This is a genomic window from Allobosea vaviloviae, from assembly GCF_001298265.1.
Taxonomy (GTDB): Bacteria; Pseudomonadota; Alphaproteobacteria; order Rhizobiales; family Beijerinckiaceae; genus Allobosea; species Allobosea vaviloviae_B.
In genome coordinates this window covers 1-14,243 of sequence record NZ_LGSZ01000021.1, presented here as the reverse complement: position 1 = coordinate 14,243, position 14,243 = coordinate 1, and the positions used below count along the sequence as shown (strand labels likewise).

15 protein-coding genes and 1 pseudogene are annotated in these 14,243 nt (G+C 65.0%); 2 read left to right on the top strand and 14 right to left on the bottom strand.

Translation table 11 applies throughout. The features are described 5' to 3' along the window. Nucleotides 1–276 precede the first annotated feature (276 nt). The 7 genes from AE618_RS03850 to AE618_RS03820 all read right to left on the bottom strand — a co-directional run bounded on the left by AE618_RS03850 (nucleotide 277) and on the right by AE618_RS03820 (nucleotide 6,285). Entirely contained in the window at nucleotides 277–1,335 is a 1,059-nt protein-coding gene (locus AE618_RS03850) for a relaxase/mobilization nuclease domain-containing protein (RefSeq protein ID WP_082364977.1), read from the bottom strand. Beyond that, nucleotides 1,335–1,844 (bottom strand): plasmid mobilization protein, encoded by a 510-nt coding sequence (locus AE618_RS03845; RefSeq protein WP_054207741.1) that lies wholly within the window; start codon nucleotides 1,842–1,844, stop codon nucleotides 1,335–1,337. Before AE618_RS03845 ends, AE618_RS03850 begins: the two co-directional genes overlap by 1 nt. A gap of 287 nt (nucleotides 1,845–2,131) precedes the next feature. Beyond that, entirely contained in the window at nucleotides 2,132–3,082 is a 951-nt protein-coding gene (locus AE618_RS03840; protein ID WP_054207740.1) for a ParB/RepB/Spo0J family partition protein, read from the bottom strand. Between the two features lie 4 nt (nucleotides 3,083–3,086). Beyond that, nucleotides 3,087–3,830 carry a ParA family protein gene (locus tag AE618_RS03835; RefSeq protein ID WP_054207739.1) on the bottom strand — a complete coding sequence of 248 codons (744 nt, stop codon included), beginning with the start codon at nucleotides 3,828–3,830 and terminating at the stop codon, nucleotides 3,087–3,089. Between the two features lie 221 nt (nucleotides 3,831–4,051). Further along, entirely contained in the window at nucleotides 4,052–4,258 is a 207-nt protein-coding gene (locus tag AE618_RS03830; RefSeq protein ID WP_054207738.1) for a hypothetical protein, read from the bottom strand. A gap of 438 nt (nucleotides 4,259–4,696) precedes the next feature. After that, on the bottom strand, nucleotides 4,697–5,005 hold the full coding sequence (locus AE618_RS03825; RefSeq protein ID WP_054207737.1) for a DUF736 domain-containing protein: 309 nt from the start codon (nucleotides 5,003–5,005) through the stop codon (nucleotides 4,697–4,699). 353 nt (nucleotides 5,006–5,358) lie between these two features. Continuing rightward, complete coding sequence (locus AE618_RS03820) at nucleotides 5,359–6,285, bottom strand: ArdC family protein (protein ID WP_054207736.1); 927 nt, start codon at nucleotides 6,283–6,285, stop codon at nucleotides 5,359–5,361. A gap of 294 nt (nucleotides 6,286–6,579) precedes the next feature. Here AE618_RS03820 and AE618_RS03815 point away from each other — a divergent pair, with 294 nt between their 5' ends. Both AE618_RS03815 and AE618_RS03810 read left to right on the top strand, forming a co-directional pair. Continuing rightward, complete coding sequence (locus AE618_RS03815; RefSeq protein WP_054207735.1) at nucleotides 6,580–6,846, top strand: type II toxin-antitoxin system Phd/YefM family antitoxin; 267 nt, start codon at nucleotides 6,580–6,582, stop codon at nucleotides 6,844–6,846. Then, nucleotides 6,843–7,316, top strand: coding sequence for a type II toxin-antitoxin system VapC family toxin (locus AE618_RS03810; RefSeq protein WP_054207734.1), 474 nt, complete (start codon nucleotides 6,843–6,845; stop codon nucleotides 7,314–7,316). Before AE618_RS03815 ends, AE618_RS03810 begins: the two co-directional genes overlap by 4 nt. A gap of 63 nt (nucleotides 7,317–7,379) precedes the next feature. Here the strand turns inward: AE618_RS03810 and AE618_RS03805 are convergent, their stop codons facing one another. From AE618_RS03805 to AE618_RS03775, 7 genes and pseudogenes are all read right to left on the bottom strand, one after another. Then, a complete protein-coding gene (locus AE618_RS03805; protein WP_054207733.1) occupies nucleotides 7,380–7,967 on the bottom strand; it encodes a hypothetical protein in 588 nt (195 codons plus the stop codon). A 404-nt stretch (nucleotides 7,968–8,371) separates the two neighbouring features. Further along, nucleotides 8,372–8,698, bottom strand: a complete 327-nt coding sequence (locus tag AE618_RS03800) for a hypothetical protein (protein ID WP_432704484.1) — start codon at nucleotides 8,696–8,698, stop codon at nucleotides 8,372–8,374. Then, a pseudogene (locus AE618_RS03795) lies at nucleotides 8,695–9,240 on the bottom strand (DUF7007 domain-containing protein); the annotation flags it as partial. The gene AE618_RS03800 and the pseudogene AE618_RS03795, both read right to left, overlap by 4 nt. 19 nt (nucleotides 9,241–9,259) lie before the next feature. Beyond that, on the bottom strand, nucleotides 9,260–11,329 hold the full coding sequence (locus tag AE618_RS03790) for a recombinase family protein (protein ID WP_054207732.1): 2,070 nt from the start codon (nucleotides 11,327–11,329) through the stop codon (nucleotides 9,260–9,262). Then, nucleotides 11,319–11,552, bottom strand: a complete 234-nt coding sequence (locus AE618_RS03785; RefSeq protein ID WP_054207731.1) for a hypothetical protein — start codon at nucleotides 11,550–11,552, stop codon at nucleotides 11,319–11,321. The genes AE618_RS03790 and AE618_RS03785 overlap by 11 nt, the downstream gene beginning before the upstream one ends. Before the next feature lie 711 nt (nucleotides 11,553–12,263). Then, a complete protein-coding gene (locus tag AE618_RS03780) occupies nucleotides 12,264–12,737 on the bottom strand; it encodes a hypothetical protein (protein ID WP_054207730.1) in 474 nt (157 codons plus the stop codon). 97 nt (nucleotides 12,738–12,834) lie between these two features. Beyond that, nucleotides 12,835–14,243: plasmid partitioning protein (locus tag AE618_RS03775; RefSeq protein ID WP_054207729.1), on the bottom strand; the 1,409-nt coding region annotated here is incomplete at its 5' end.

The following is a 14,243-nucleotide window of genomic DNA, read 5'->3' as shown; positions in this document are numbered from 1 at the left end:
GGACCGAGCGGCACGTGGCTGACTCGATCGCTACCATCCGCGTCCGCCTGATCAGAGCCCTGTCCCGCCGTCTCGAACGATGTCCATGCTGCCAGAGAACCGTTCGACAGCTTATGACACAGTAAGACTAGAGGGCAAAAGGCACGTCGCTTGCCAGCCTGGTTTTCGCGATAGCCGACTGAAATTGACCATGACGCCAGAACTGAACTCGGCAACCAGCGTTATCGCGACGCGTCGCGTCGTAGTAGGGCGCCAAGGAGATGGTTCGAACCGCGATCATCGCGTTTTCGCACCGGGACCCGGGTCTCCGCAATTGGGGGCTCGATCTTGATCGGGCCGAATGCGCCTCGCCATCCAAGACAATTCCCGCATCAACTGCTCTCTCCGCGTTTCAGGATCCGGCATCATCGCCACGAATTCCCGCACCTTCGTCGCCAGAGCCAGATCGCTCCCCTTCCCGGTCCGCTCGAGCTCCTTGGCCTGAGCCAAGTACTGAGCGCGGATCTTGGCCTGACGTTCGCGAGCCTTTGGCTCCCAGGGGCGTGCGCCGCCGACACCGGACTTCGCCGCCCGAACGACGTCGTCTCTCGCGCCCTTGTCGGTATCGGGAACGATGCCACGCCGGCGTAGCGCCACCACAGTCCCCTTGTCGTGCTTGCGCACCTTCCCCCTCGTCCTCCGAGGTGTCGCTTCGGCCGCAACGCCGCGTACTCGAAGCTCGCCTGCGAACCGATCGCGCCAGGTCGCGAGATCGGCCTTCCGCGGATTCAGGCGCTTCCCGTTGTAGCCCTGCGAACGAACCGTCAGATGAACATGGGGGTGCTTGTCATCGAGATGCTGGACGAAGACATAATCGTGGTTGGCCTTGAAGGTGTCGATCGCGAACGCCCGCACGGCGTCCTTCACCGCGATCGGATCGGTGCCGGGCGGCATCGACAGGATGATGTTGATCGACACGCTGCCGTCGCGCCGACGCTTGTCGTCAAGCGCAGTATCATCGGTCCAGCGCGCCTGAAGATCCTTGAGGCCCTCCCTGCCCTGCATGAGCGAGCCCTGCTCGGTCTCCGCCGTCAGCTCGCCATTGCGCATGATGTATTCGAAATGGGATTTGAGATGCCCGGCGTCTTTCGTACGCCCGGTGATCTTCACCATCACCTCCGGCGCACGGCCGACGATCCGTTCGAGCCGGGCCCGCATCGCCGGCGTGACCCGCTGCGGAGCGACCGGATCGGGAATGTCGGCCTCGGACACGCGTGGCCTTCGCACTGGTGTCCGCCAGACATAGGAGATTGGCGGCAGATCATCGAGAAGCTCCTGAGCACCCTTTCCGCTCATCACCGGCCTTCCCAATAGGTGCTGGTTCGATCCAGAACCTCTTTCAATTCGCCCTGTAGCGCGTGAAGCGCGCCTTGGGCCTCGCTCAGCACCTTCCAACTGTCGGCCCCTGGATCGAGCTCGCTACGGTTGGCTGCACGAGCGATCTGATTGATGTTGCCTCCGATCCGACTGAGCTCCCGAGCAATCGTCCGCAGTGCCTCCCGCTCGCCCTCCGACTGCTGCGCTGGCGCGCCAAGACGCGACCGAACCAGCGACGTGATCCACTGCGTCCGCGTCATCCCGCGCGCAGTAGCCATCTCACCAACCTGACGCAGCTCGCTCTCGCGGAAGCGCACCGTCACCTTCTGCGGCAAGCCAACCGCAACGGGTGCGCGCTTCGATTCTGGCGCACCGACCGCGCCCTCGAGCAGCCGCCGAATGAGCGCCGACTTCCCACCTTCAGTTGCGGCCAAGGCCGCGAACTGAAGCGCCAACTCGTCCGAAACCCGCAACGTCAGCGTCGGCATCAGGGTGCTCTCTCTCAGCAGCGAGATCCATCAACGCGCTAGGGCGCGTCGCCACGCCAAACTGACGTAATAATTCGCTGGCGGCAAGCCTATCCTGCACTAGAAAACACCTCAAAGACTCACAACAATCCACCTCGGTTAACGATTCGTGAAGCGCGATTCAGCAGCGCCGCTGGCAGCCCAAAGCAAACTGACGATGCTGACGCTGATTCGGGAAATGAGACCGCCCTTGAACCGACGCAGCGTGGTTCGAACCACACTCTGGGCGAAGCGCTGGGCTCGCAGCGTCAGCCGATGAGGACCGCTTCGATCCGAAGCGCGGTCACGACAGCATCCTCGACCGACCCGTCATCGAAAGAGACGCGCGCGAACCCTTGGCTGCTCGCCATGGTATCGTCGAGCACCAAAGCACCATGCCGCTTGCCGACACGGACTCGCACGACAGCTAAACCCTTTGCCGCAGGACGCGGTTGCGGCGCAATCGCTACGGAAGTGCGCGCGCCGCGGTCAAGCGAACGACCGGACTGGGTGCTCTCCATCGAGCCAACCGGCTTTTCGGCCCTCGCATCTATCGCTCTTGGCGGCGCGCCGGATGATCGAACCGTCGCCGCAAATTCTCTCGCCTGAGCATCTGTGAAGGCCGTGCGGTCCTCGACCGCGCGCTCGACCTCCTTCGGCTGCTGCCGCCAGGCCTGATAGAGTTCGTAGACCGCGCGGATCGAACTCGTCGCCAGCATCTCCTGCAGGAAGGGCGGCATCTTCGGCACCGCGCCATAGCGCGAAACCCAGTCGCGCGGTTTACCCAGACGCCGTGCGACCTCTGTCTGCTTCTCACCCGCGTCGAGGCGCGCCGTGATGAAGCGTGCGATCTCACTGGCTTTAAGATCGTCGCGCTGGATGTTCTCGACCATCTGGGCGTAGGGGTTCGCATCATCCGCATCCTGAATGAAGATGGGTGCCTCATTGAGCTCGGCGAGCTTCGCCGCCCGATAGCGCCGCGCGCCCATCACGATGATGAAGCGCCCGGCCTGCTGTGACCGCCTGACGACGATCGGTTGGAGAATGCCGTCGATCCGGACCGACGCCGCAAGATTCTGGAGCTCCTCCTCGGAAAACTCGCGCCGCGGCTGATCAGGATCCTCGTCGATCAGGTCCAGCGCGACCTTGAGCGGCCGACCGTCGGACGCGTTGCCGACGGCGACGTCGGCAAGCTCCTTGAAGCTCAGATCTAGCGCCACGCGATCACCCCATTTGCTCGACGATGCGCGACAGCACGGTGCGGATTTCGCGGCCGGCCTCCTGCGCCGAGCGCTTCTTCAATGTCCAGACCGGTACCCCCTCCGCCACCGCCTCCGCATAGCCGTCGCGCGCGACGATGTGGCCCGGAAAGACGTACTTGCCCGCTTCGCGCAGAAGCTGGTCGAGATGCGTCCGTTGGCGCGGTGACTTCGTGTTGAAGTTCGACGGAAGCAGCCCCAGGAACTTCATGTCGGAACGGCCATAGCGCTGCTGCACGCCGATGACGGTCTGGAGCAGCCCCTTCACACCCTTCACCGAATAGTCCTCGAGATAGATCGGCGACAGTACATGCGTTGCGGCGACGAGCGCTGCCACGCTGCGCAGGCCCAGCGAAGGCGGAGTGTCAATGACGCAGACGTCGAACGTATCGCTCACCGAGCGAAGATTGTCGCGGAACTGCTGAATGCCGGCCGCGTCTCCGCGGTCAACATCGGTGAGCGAGCTGTCCGAGGCAGCCAGCGTGATCCCGTCGGCCCCGCCAGAGACAGGCGCCCTGCCCGGCCGAAACAGCTCGGCGGCGGTGACGTCGCCACGATGCCGCTTCATCGTGTCGGTGGCGTTGCCCTGGGCATCCGCGTCGATCAGCAGCACGCGACCGCCGGTCTCGGCGAGGTGCCAGACAAGGTGGACGGCGAGCGTCGTCTTACCGACGCCGCCCTTCTGGTTGTTGATCACAATGGTCTTCATGGCGAACGCGGCATGACACTGGTCCCGGCAACTCCGATGCGGGACGCCTTCTGACGGCCGATCGCGGCGATGGCGTGACGGTGTGGTTCAAACCACACCGAAGGCGAGGCGCCATGGACAACTCACGCCTGCGCGCAGCGAAGCAAGCGCAGGCGCGGGCGACATGCGAAAAGCCGGCCCGACGCGTGTCGCGTCAGACCGGCCAGTTCGATTCGTGATGCTCAGAACGGCAATGCGGCAAGCTCCGCTGCGTGAACCGCAGCCCAGCCTTCGACCTCCGCAAAGTACGCCGTCTCGGCCTCGCTGCGGTCCTGCTCGGTCAGGAATTCCAGCTCGCGCTGCGCTTCGCGCCGCTCACGCTGTGTCAGGCAGGCATTGTTCAGTTCGGCCTTGAGTTCGGCAATCTGCTGATCGATCGGCATGGTCATGAGAACCTCCTTCGTCTCGAATGGACGAAGGCGCGCCACGCGTCGGTGGAGACCGGGTCAAGGATCGGCGTCAGCCGACCGCCGGAGGCGGCGCGTGGGGGAGCCGAAATGCGAAGCATTTTGGGGGCACCGCGCGTCCTTGAGGCGGGCTCCGCCGGCCGTACCATGGCACGACCAGAGAGCCCCTCCAGTTCGCACCGGAAGCACCAGGACGGCTGACACGGCTCAGAGGGTGCGAGGATGGAGGTGTGGTTTAAACCACCAATTGCCGAAAGTATGGTTTGAACCGCAACGCGCCTGCCGACCGATTCATCGAGTGAGGTGTGGTTCAAACCACATCCGACCTTACGCGGTGGGAAAAGGCGGCACCGTTGCGTCGGCGATGCGGCGTCCGAAAGGATTGGCCCCGCCTCGCGGCGGGGCCATCTTGGACTGGCTTCAGTCTCGGGTCGGCCGGGACCAGATGAGCTGCAGGCCGTCGCTGCCCTCGACCTCGATCAGCGTGGCGTAGATGGCGGCAGGAAAACTCGGATCGTCGAGCTTGACCGAGAGATAGTCGCGCCCCTCGGTCGAGGTCTTCTGCCAGGCCGCGCCGAACTCGACATTCCCTGCGAGGATACGGAAGGCTGGGCCCTTCTCGGATGGCCGCTCAGGGCGCACCATCTTGGCTTTGACGTTGAGGTTGAGGGTCTTGATCGTGCCGTTGAAACCATCGCCGTTCGAGGTGAAGCTGCCGATGATCGCCATTGTCCTAGTTCCTTCTGGTTGCTCGAGGCCTTGCGCCCATCGCGGCCTCGATGGCAGTCGAAGGACCGGAGGCGATCGACCTGCATCCTGAAGGGACCGCAACGCAGTGGAGGACGGCCGGGAGCGGCTTTCTTGTCCCGCGAGGAATGGGGCCGCAGGGCCCAGGGGAAGAAAGCCGCGGACGGCCGTTGCAGGTGTGAGAGCGAGACGGCGCGCCAGCGACGACGGCCTCCCGGTCAGACATGCCCATCGAGGACGCAGTGGACACAGGCCCAGCAAACGCCCGGGATACGCAAGGCGATAGTATTCGCCGCAATTCCCGAACTGGCTCCGGCATCATCGAGCTCGACCACTCATGCAGCCTCCGCGATCAAGCCAGCCTGCGGCTGAAGCCCATGGAGATAGGCGACGGCCCGTTGCGCATGTGCCGCGGCCGAAAAGATGAAGCGCTTGTCGTTCGACAGAACCTCGAGCCAGGAGGCGAGATAGCTGGCGTGATCCGGACGCGGCTCCAGCTCCGGCGCGATACCGAGATCGGCGCAGAGGAAGCAGCTTCCAAGTTCCGCGATCAGCTCCTCGCGCGCCCGCTCGCTCCGATCCTTGCCGTAGCGGCTGAGATCACGGTTCACGCGATGGGAGGCTGCTGTCCAATGCATCGCCTCATGGCTGAGCGTCGCGACATAGGAACTTCCATCGCGAAACGTCGCAAAGGGCGGCATCTGAATATGGTCCGTCGCCGGGGAATAGTAGGCGCGGTCGCCGCCATGTCGAATGACGGCGCCGGTCGCGGCGAAGAAGCGATCGGCATGGTCGATCCGCTCGATCGGATCGCGCGAAGGTTCAGCCTGCCAGCGATGGTGGTCGGGTAGGCCATCGATCTGCTCGGCGTTGAAGACCGTGTAGGATTTGAGGAACGGGATCTCTCGATCGACCATGTCGCCTGTGGCATCGGTTTCGGTTTTCCTGAAGCGGCTGGCGAAGACGACCATCGAGCCGGTCTCGCCCTTTCGGACAGCGCCGCCAAGTTCAAATGCCTGCTTGAACGTCATCCAGATCGGCGAGGAGAAGCCGCGCGCTGCGGCTTCAGACCAGAGAAGCAGCACGTTCATCCCGCTATAGGGCAACCCGTTGTGCCGCAGCGGCCGTGTCACGCTTCCGTTGCCACTGCCTGAACGCCACGGCTGCATCCAGGGACGCACGCCCCTTTCCAGTTCCGCGACGATCCTGTCGGTGATCCGCGCATAGATGTCCGCGCGCGGTTTCTCTTCTGACTTGCTCATGATCCAACCTCTTTGTGGAGGTCGCGCCGATCGCGACCGCGTCACGAAAGGTCGAAAAGCCGGGAGCCCAGGCGATGGCTGCACCCAGCGGGCTGGAACGAAGTGAAAGACGGCAAAGCCGTTGCAGCCGATGCCGTCCCGGCTCAGACCGTCGGCAGAGACGGGTCGCGATCGAATGGCCGGCCAACCGCTCGCAATCCAATCTCACTTCCAGGGGCTGGCGCTGGAGCCCGACAGCCGCTATCTTCTGACTATCTGACTAGGTCTATCCTCATCGCGAAAAGAGCTGCGCGAATGTCTAAGGCACTGCCCCAAGGACGATGGAAGCTCGAAGACGCCAAAGCGCGCTTCAGCGAAGTCGTGCGTCACGCGCGGACCGAGGGGCCGCAGCGCGTGAGTGTGCGCGGCCATGATGCGGTTGTCGTCATGAGCGTCGAGGAATTCGAGCGTTTGGTTCCGCAGAAACCGCAGGCGCCCTTCGTCGAATTCATGGAGAGCCTGCATCTGGACGGGCTCGATTTAGCGCGCGAAGCGGACTTCGGGCGGGACGTCGAACTTTGAAAGGCTGGCTTCTCGACACAAACGTCGTCGCCGCTCTGATCAATCCCAATGGTGCGCCGTCGGTCAAGGAATGGGCGCGCGACCAGCCCGAGGACAGCTTTTACATCAGCATCCTGACGCTGGCCGAATACGACAAGGGGATCCACAATCTGAGCGCCGATCATCCCGACCGGCCTAGATACAAGGCCGCCCGCGACGCCCTGGCGCAACGATTCCAGGATCGGATGCTCGGCGTCAGCAACCCGGTCGTGCTGGCATGGGGGCGGATGTCGGGAGAGATCAGGCGGGCAAGCGGACATCCGCCGCCGGTGATCGACACGATGCTGGCGGCGACCGCGATCGAGCACGAGCTCTATCTCGTGACACGCAACACCAAGGATGTCGGCGCGACCGGCGCGGTGGTGTTCGATCCTTGGAACGATGATCCGGAACGGTTTCCGCTTCGGCCTGCCGGAAAAAGAGCGCGATGAGCGATGGCCGGCCGCAATGGCCAATGTGATAGTGAGCGGGACTGGCGCCCCGCTCACGCCGGCTCAGCCGAACGCCGCCATCTGAACTGCGGCCGCCTTGCGGTCGACGGATGGACTTGTGGTCTCGGCGGCTCGCTCGAAAGGCTTCCACCGTTCGCCGATGACCTGCTCGTATGCCGCGACAGCACCCTCGGCCGCCATCAGCAGTGCGTGGGCCTGGACGCCCATGTCGGCCGCGAATTCTCGTTTGCGCTGGGCTGGACCGTCGAAGCCGACCGGGCCATCGACATCCTCGTCGCGAGCATCGCAGGCCGATTTGGCCGTGGCGTCGCGCGCCTCGGTGACCGCGCGGGAATAAAACTGCCCGGCACCATGGGCCGAGCCGACATAGGCGCCGACGATGCGCTGCAGGTGGATCTGCATCGCCCGCTCGCCTAGCCCGTCCTGCAGGCTGGCTGCCGTTTCCACGATCAGACGCTCGTGCAGATCGCGAATACCGTCGCCGTCCAGGACGGGAAGCCCGAAGCTTTCGGAGATGAGAAGCGCCTGCTGCTGGTCGGGGCAGGCAAGCCGGGTCATTTCGATGGTCGTGCCCTTGCGGAGCGGAACGACGCGGGCGGTCTGGCGGGGTGAATGTGCGGTCTTGGGCATGGGAAAGTCCTTTCTTCGGTTGCGCCCTCGGAGCCGGATCGGCGCTTGGCCGTCGTCCCCTCGGGTGCGGTCCATCCGAACCGTCGAATGCCCTGGCGCATCAGGGCCCGGCCTATGCCAGGCGAGCGGACGAGGCTTGCGGGCAAGCAGGGCGTCAGCCCTCGCGAAGGACGCTGCGCCTCGTCTGCGAGATCGGCGAAGGCCGGCCGCCACGCGGCGCGGCACGCGGCCTTGAAGCGCCTGGCCGACGGTTCAGACCGCAGCAAACCCGAGAGGACGAGGGCCAGCCCGGCCTAGCCTCAGTGACGCCACCGAAACGGACCCTCGAGGCCTCGCAGCAGCCATGCGCCGCCGATCGCCTCGGATTTGACGGACCTGCCAAGCTCACGACCCGCATCGCCCGGTCACGCCGCGCGCAAAAGCGCAATCTGCTGACGCTCGTGATGGGCGGCGATGGCCCGGTCCTGCCGCGCGACCTTGCGCGACAGCGCATCGATCTCCGGCTGACGCTCGGCCGTCAGCGCGGCAAGTGTCGAGCGGTAGCGTTCCAGCACCATGCAAACGTCGGACGATTTTCCTCGCCGATCGCCATGGCGTTTGCGCTGCTGCGGGACCAGCGCGGTCGCCCTGCGCGTGATCTGACGCTCGATCAGCTCGAGTTGGCGCTGGATCTGCCGGCGCGCTTCCTCCATGCGGGAAAGCTGCGCGACAGCCGCAGGCAGGACCGTCACGACGACGTCCCGCGCTGCCAGCCGATGAAGCTGGAAGGCCCGGCATAGACAGCGTGACGGGATGGATCGATGATGAAGCCGAACCGGCCTACCGTGTACTCGTCGGCCGGAACGAGAAAGCGGCGCTCTTCGGTTCCGGCTCCGCGCCGGCCGCCCGGCGTGGCGACGCACTCGACGAACCCCTGATGATGACCGGACGAGATCGCCGAGACCACGATCCAGTCACCGGCATGTGCGTTATGAAAAGCCCGCTGGTCCTTCTCATGGGATTCTCCTGATCCGAGTACGACGCCAAAGATCGCCTCCCAGGCATCGGGCCAGCTATCCTTGACCGAGCGCTCGGCGCAGCGCCGCTCAAAGCCGGTGAAGAGTTCCGGAAAGGTGATCGCGACGATCGCCCAGGCGCAATCCTCCTCGTACGAACCGCCCTCCGCGCGCAGCAGAGGATGGACGTGTCGGTTGCGCTCGTCCGAAAGCTTGAAGCCGCCGTGGCCGGCAGTCGAATGGGATACGATGCCGTCGATGTAGACTGTACAACCGCGCATCAGAACACCCATCTGTCTATGTGATTGAAGAGAAAAGGTTTTGCTCGGCGGGATGTGATCCTGCGGGGTATTTGGGGTTTCGCCGCGCCCGTACGGTGATCGATTGGGCGGCCTCCGTGGCCAAAGCGGCGCGCGCGAAGACCCAAGGCCCGTCCGGTAGGGGATGGACGGCTTCGATCTCGCCGGCTTCGGCGGCGAGTCTGAGCGTCCTGGTCGAGACCTTGATGAGCTTGGCGGCATCGGTGAGGTTGAGCCAGGGCTCGACGCCATCGGCGGCGGGTTTGAACACAGGGACGCGATAGTTCGACCGCATGGAAGTGACGCGCTCGCGCGTCCAACGATTGCCGTTGCCGGTCTTCAGGCCATTGCGGTTGAGAAGACCGGCGATCAAGTCGTCGCTGGCGATCAGCACCAGCTCGCGCACGGCCGTAACGATGTCGGTCGATGTGCTGTTGCGCTGCCCGCGCCGCCGCTTCGCCAGGCGCATCTCGCTGTGGGCGCCGCCGGCCCAGTGCACAATCAGAACGATCTCCGACGTGGCGTCGTCGATATCAGCAACCACTTCGTTGATCAGGATCCGGACGATCCGCTTCTTCAGCCGAGCGTCGGTGGTCGGCGCCGACCATACGGTTTGCAGGTTCGAGGCGAGCAGGCCGAATGCGGCAGGGTCGACGCTTACCGCAGGCTTGGCCGCATCATGTGCGGCGATCCTGCTCTCGATCTCCCCCACCTTGGCGAGTGCCCTGTTCCAGCGCGCTTCGAGTTCGCCAGCCACCAGCCGGTTGGCCGGGTCCGCGGCATCGTACTGCCGGAAGGCGCGGTCGGCGGCGTAGCGTGCCGCTTCCAGATCGCGGCCAAGGGCGTCGCTGACCTGATCCCGCTGCCGAGCCGCCTGTGACGCGGCTTCCTGCGCAGCGGCGACAGCGCCAGGGCCAACCACGCCAAGCAGCGCCTCCTCGATCGCATCGTCGACGCGCAGGCCGCCGAAGGCGATGCAAGACGGACCGCCATGATCCATCCAGGCGCGCGAGCAACTGTAGCGTGGGATGCCGTGCCTGGCCCCGGTGTAGCGAAGCGTCAGCTTGCGGCCGCAGCGCTGGCAGCGGATCAGGCCAGAGAGCAGCGCCTCGCCATGCTTGGGCGCGCCGTGATGCCTGCCGGTCGGAACATTGCTTGCCACCATCGCGCGGATCGCTTCGAACCTCTCCCAGCTCACATAGCCGTCATGGGTACCGGGCTTCAGGGCGAGCCATTCGTCCCGCGCCTTGCGGCAGGTCTTCATCTTGATGCCGTCGGCGGTATAGGCCGCCGCCGCGCTCGTCTTACCATAGGCGTAGGCCCCTCCGTAGACTGGGTTCTCGATGATCCGATGGATGGAAGCATAGTTCGGCCGGCGCCAGATCGTGTCGCCGTTGCCCTGCTTCACAGGGAGGTCGAGATCATGTTCGTGCAGCCAGCACAGCGCCTGACGTGCGCTGCCGAGTTCCTGGACCTTGTCGAAGACGAGCGTGATCGCCTCCTGAACGCGCCGGTCCGGATCCTTCTCATAGCGGTCATCCGCCTTCACGAAGCCGATCGGCGCGGAGACGATCAGCTCGCCTCGGCGTGCCTTGGCGTAGCGAGCCGCGAGAGAACGCTGACGCAGAAGATCGAGCTCGTACTCGTTGAGGCTGCCCTTGAGCCCCAGCAGCAGGCGATCGTCGCCATGGCGCGGCGCATAAACGGTCTCCTGATCGACGAGCACCGTATCGACCACCCGGCACATCTCGATCAGCTGCTGCCAGTCGCGGCTGTTGCGGGCAAAGCGCGAGACCTCTCGGGCGCAAACCGCGCCGACCTTGCCGAGACAGACCTCCGCTACCATCCGCTCGAAGCCCACACGCTGGACGGAACCCGTGGCGGAGCGGCCGAGATCGTCGTCGATGACTTCGATCTGCGACCATCCCAGTGCCGTCAGACGGTCCCGCATCGCATACTGCAGCGCGCCGCTCTCGCGGTTGTGCAGCACCTGGTGGGCGGAGGACTGGCGCACATAGAGGATCGCCTTGCGCTCCAGGTGATGAGGCCGAACCTTCTCAGAGATCATCGCCGGCCTCCTTTGCTGGAAGCGGAACGGCCGTGGCGGCGTGGGCGAGTATCAGCCGCGCCATCAGGTCCGTCAGCGCAGAGCGTGCTTGCTCCGGCAGCTCCGGCCAGAGCGGCGCGCCGCCGGACTCCGGCTTGGCGATGTCGAACAGGTCCATCTGCTGACGCACGCGCGGCCGCTTCTGCCTGCCGCTGTTCGCCGCCGTCGCCGTCGTCGCTCGCATGGGCCTCTCCCCGAATCTGGTCGTGAGAGGATCGGGATGCGCCCGAAAGCGGGGCATTCGATGATGACGTGGACGTCTTCAGCACACGATCGAGCAGCGCCGACAGCTCCGCGAGCGCGTCAAGGCTGACGAAGGGGGCAGCGGTCAGCTCAAGGCCGCCGGGACATGACGCCCGCTCGAACATCCAGGCGGGAACCTCAAGCCAGCGATCCCCCTGGCCGCCCGCCACCGCACAACGAAAATATACGCCGCCGCTCTTCGCTACGACGCCATGAATGCCGACATCACGGCCAAACCACGGGTGATACCGATAGAAAACTTCGCGGAACTCGATCCCGTGGGCGTTCTCAAGCCTTGTTGTAGCACACTGTGAGACCCCCCATGGCGTCTGCACCCTGCTCTGGACGTCACGGCGACCGAGCGTCCTCTTCTCGCGCTGATGCTCCGCCTGCTCCAGGACCTTTGCGCGGAAAGCCGCCTTATCCGCCAATTCGCCGGTATGGCCGTAAAAGTCGGACCGACGCCATTCCGCGACTGGGCGCGCAATCCGCCAGCCCGTCGAGAGATAATGCCGACCGTCATGCGCCGGCATCATAGCGAAGCCATTGTCGGCGACCCGGGCGACCGGAAAGCCCTCGGTTGATCGCCCGAACTCGACCTCTGGCACTTCGGTGATCGCACCGGTCGCGGAGTCGCAAGACGAAGCGCTTATCATGCCGCCCTCCCCTCGACGACGGCGGCGCCAACCTCGTCGGCCGTGACCTCCTCGAGCACGGCGAGCGGATAGCCATGACGAGAGAGCCATTCCTTTGCGGCAGGCCGATGCGACGCGAGATGGACAAGCTCGGCAGCCTCGCCGGGCCGATCGAAGACACGCACCAACCCGATTGCCGGGCGCTCGACCACGCTGAAGTACAGGGTCGAGTCCAGCGAGAAGGTGCGATGGACCCGGATCGCGACGACGCCCCCAGTGCCGAAATCCGCCTCATGCAGGGTGAAGCTGGCGGACAGGCTGAGAGTGCCCATGCTCCTGCTGGGCTGCTTCCGGATCAGGCGGCCCTTGCCATTGCTGGTCAGCCAGGCCGCGAGTTTCCTGGTGAAGCGCTCAGGCGGGCGCGGTGTGCCGTCGGACCAGGCAATGATCGAGCCGATGGGTGCATTGTCATGGATGGCGTGCGCGGACATTTTTTGTCCTCCGTGATGGCGCTGCGTGAAAACGAAACCGCCGCCGGCATGAGGCCGGCGGCGGGATGTCGATCGGAAGAGAGCGAGGAGGTCGGGGTTATTCCGCCGCGACGCGGTAGGCCTCGTCGATGGCGTCGAGATCAACGTCGTCGAGCGCCTCTGCATCGCCGGGCCCGATATCAGGATCGTGCGCAGTGGCATCCGCGTCCTCATCCGCGACGACGATGCTCTTGGAGCGCCAGGTCGCGACCTCGGCTGCAGTCGGCGCAAACACCGCGCTGGGATGAACGAAGCGCCTCTCCCCAAAATGCTGAACGAGCGCGGCGCGCGTGTCCTTGACCCGGGCGCGGGGAAGCACGGACGTGTCCTTGCAGGAGCGCTCCAGCGCCTGGCGTGACAGGCAGGACAGAAACTCCTCCGTGCCCATGGTCGGCAGAAAACCGTCCGCGCCGATCGCGTCGCCGGCGAAGCGCGCAACGATGCCGCTATTGGTCCGGTTTTCGCGAGCCGAAAGGACATCGATCAGAGCCGAGCGCGCCGCGACCCGCAGCGTGTCCCTGTCGAAGGTGAGCTTGCCGTCCTTGCCGACAAGGCCAACGGCATGCCGCTCCATGCGGGCAAGCCCGTAGACGTCGTCGGACGCGCCCGACTGGACCGAGATGTTGCGACCGGCAAGCGCGAGCACGAGCAGCGCCATCAGCGTGTCGTCCTCGATCGGCGCCCGCGCCAGCGCCTCATGCAGCGCATCGGTTCGGAAGTCGCCGATCATCTCGACGCCATTGCGCGTCACGTCGGGTCGCGGCTTGGCCATCACGATCGTGTCGTCGCCACCCTCCGCGTCGTCGGCGCCCTTGGCCTTCTTCGGCTCCGGCAGCCGAAAATGAACGCTCTGCACCTTGCCCTCGCGGTCGAGATACATCGCCGTCCGGTCTCTCTTGCCCGGCTTGCCGTGAACCCGTTCGGCCTTGGGCGGCAACACGACCTGACCCCAGTTGTTGACGTCGGTGATGACGCCGCGCTTGGGTAGGTGGATGGTCATCCATTCCTGCTGGGCGCCGAGGAACCCTTCCACGTTGGTGGTGTAGCGGCTGTCCTCATCGGCCGGCGCGAAGAGATCCTCGACCCATGAAATGCCGTAGGCCTGGGCCAGATCGTCGCCGAAGCTCGCGTCGCGCGCGTACATGCGCTTCTTCGACAAAGCGTTCGCGACGCTCCACCAGGAGACCTGCGGATCGCCTTTCTTCGGCTTCTGCGCCTTCCAGACGTCGCGCTGCTCGTCGAGGTTCGCTGCCGCGATCGCGCGCAGTTGCTGCTCGCCCGGCATATCGCCTTTGGCCATGTGGTCCAGCATTGCGGGCAGCACATTCGCCAGCACCCTCAGTTTCTTGATCTGGCGCACCGGCAGTGCGAGCGCGATGCCGATCGCTTCCTCCGTCCAGCCGAGCGCGACGAGACGCTCGATCGCCCGCCACTGATCGACCGGGTTCAGCGGCTCGCGGGCGATGT